We start from the raw sequence: 2,306 nt of genomic DNA, 5'->3' as shown, positions 1-2,306 counted from the left end.
TTCGACACTCTTACCTTACCAAACGAAGCGGTGTTTTTCTATGTCGTCAAGCATTCGATCTAATCGATCACAAACTCATGCTGCACTTGCCATTAACCCGATTTTGGCTCTGCGAAAGTTGAGTTAAAAAGATCAAGAAAATGGAGTTAATCACCATTTCCTTGATCTTTTTAACAAGCGTCAGATGTTTTCAGCATTTTTATAAATTCTGATTCATTATCACCGATAATCTCTCTTTGAGCTAATTCAAGCATAGATAAAAACAGAATTGGATTCGAAACCTCTTCATAATCATAATTTGCAATTAACTTTCTAAATGTTCTCTGCAATATTGGTGTTAATGCACCCAAGATTCCTTGGCTCATTTCGTGCAAAAGTTGCGGAATTTCAGTCATCGGATCCCCTAGTCCAAGTGTTTTGGGGAGTTCCAGCTGATCCTCAATCGTTTGAAGTAAATCGCAGAAATGCTGATCGAATTCTGCAAAACGGTACAATTTAGTCACAGGAAAGCGGCGAAAATACTGAAAGTTGATTTTTGTCAACTGCTCTGATTCGGGCGTTCCAGCGAGCACTACGGAAATTTTCCCAATGTTAGACACATGTTTGATGGCTTCCATAGCTTCCTTTTTTGTCACATATCGGGAAGTCAGAATATAATCCATTTCATCAAGAATTAACAATTCTACTCGTTGTTTTTCAATTAAGGTAAACGCTTGTCTCTTTAATTCCCCTACTTTTGCTCCAGCAAATTGAGGTGCGCCCAACGCCTTAATAATCGTTTGATAAAACTCAGCTATAGTGAACGGGTTTGGCAATTCAGCATAAAGCACTGGCTTAATGTCTATTTCCGTTCCTTGGTCGTCTTTTTCCTCATATCCTTTGTTCCTTTCGGTGTATTTTTCCAATAGGCGTGATTTACCCACCCCTGAGTCACCCCGCAAAAAAACATGGATCGGTGTATCTTTATTTTTGTTTTCCCTCATTGTATCGAACATTAAGTGTATTTCTTTGTATCGTGGATGCTCGACAAAAATTTCGTCGATTCTCTTTTTCAATTCATCTTTTTCTGATAATTTCATTTTGCATCCCTTTCCTTTTCTAAACGTTGTAACGCTGCTCTTTTTGCAGCTTCTAACTTATCTTTAATTGTCGGCGTATGCGAAATCTTAGCCGTCGTCGTTGGTGGTTGTACAGGAGCAACTGAAACGCTCATTCCCATACGGTCTGCTTGTTGTCGTAGCTTACGACCCTTACTGTAACGCGCGCTGATCTCTTCAGCTAATTTCACTTTAGCCTGTGCTACTTGTTGAGTGCCAGGAATCATTGATCGTTTACGGTCCGATTCTTGGCTCATATTTTTCCGAAGCTGTTTCCACTGGAACCGATTAACACCAACAAGCTCTTCTGCAGATGGATGAACCGCAGGAACCTGAATATATTCGTCTGAACCAGGTGGCATTAAATAAATTCGGGAAATATCGTCGTCGTCGTATTTAATTTGATACTTCTTTGAGCGTCCATCAATTAGATGATTTAAAGAAGTATTCTTGTATAAGACATTACCTAGGCGAACACCGTCGTTTGTATATGGCTTCATTGCTGTAGGCAGAAATTCAATTTCGTAATAAGGCTCCTGCGCCTCATCGATAAACTCTGGAAAACCCACCTTTTGAAGACCTTCATAGTAACGAACAATTGGTGTATCGGAATCTAGCGGTAAGCCTCGGTGCGGTTCCATATGGTAAATATCGGTGATATATCTAACTAACAACGTACTAATATCTTGAAGCGTCAGCTTTGTATCTTCGCTCGGATCGTATTCTCCCAATTCCACAGGATTGCTTTTACGCGTGCCGTCCAATCGATGGATAAATTCTTTATTGATCGTACCGAAAAGCCGCTCAATGGTGGCGCCAAAACGAGGAGTTCCTACCGGTCGATAACGAACATGAGACTTAAGCGTTTCTTTGATCAATCTTTTAACTTGTACGCTTCGGAAATCCGATCCATTATCTAAATAAATAATTGAAGGGATACCGAAAACTTCCCATTCATTCATAGTTCCAAAACGTTCCTTTGATCGTTTAAAAAAGATACCGTGCTGTATTGCTTTACGAACTACATTTGCTGAAGGTGGTTCGAAAGAAATATATAAGCACCAGACGCAACGACTGAAAACTGATATTATCCCCTTTAAGTAGACAATGTTAAAAAACCTACAGTACGCTGTAGATAACATTTTACTTAAAGGGGATTTTTCTATGTCGAGAAAAAATAATACGTATTCAAATGAATTGAAATTAGAA

2 protein-coding genes are annotated in these 2,306 nt (G+C 39.2%); both read right to left on the bottom strand.

The window, feature by feature from the left end; translation table 11 throughout:
• Positions 1–170: 170 nt before the first annotated feature.
• Entirely contained in the window at positions 171–1,079 is a 909-nt protein-coding gene (locus ACFPXP_RS08215) for a TniB family NTP-binding protein (RefSeq protein ID WP_379893751.1), read from the bottom strand.
• On the bottom strand, positions 1,076–2,306 hold a 1,231-nt coding region (locus ACFPXP_RS08210), incomplete at its 5' end, for a hypothetical protein (RefSeq protein ID WP_449288666.1). The genes ACFPXP_RS08210 and ACFPXP_RS08215, both read right to left, overlap by 4 nt.

The sequence above is a fragment of the Marinicrinis lubricantis genome, from assembly GCF_042658665.1.
In the GTDB taxonomy this organism is placed as follows: Bacteria; Bacillota; Bacilli; order Paenibacillales; family KCTC-33676; genus Marinicrinis; species Marinicrinis lubricantis.
The sequence above is the reverse complement of the archived record's forward strand: the minus strand, read 5'-3'. Positions and strand labels throughout refer to the sequence as shown.

What these genes read in the sequence shown, in the direction of transcription:
- ACFPXP_RS08215 (WP_379893751.1), bottom strand. Translation starts at nt 1,079, where the DNA reads ATGAAATTATCAGAAAAAGATGAATTGAAAAAGAGAATCGACGAAATT.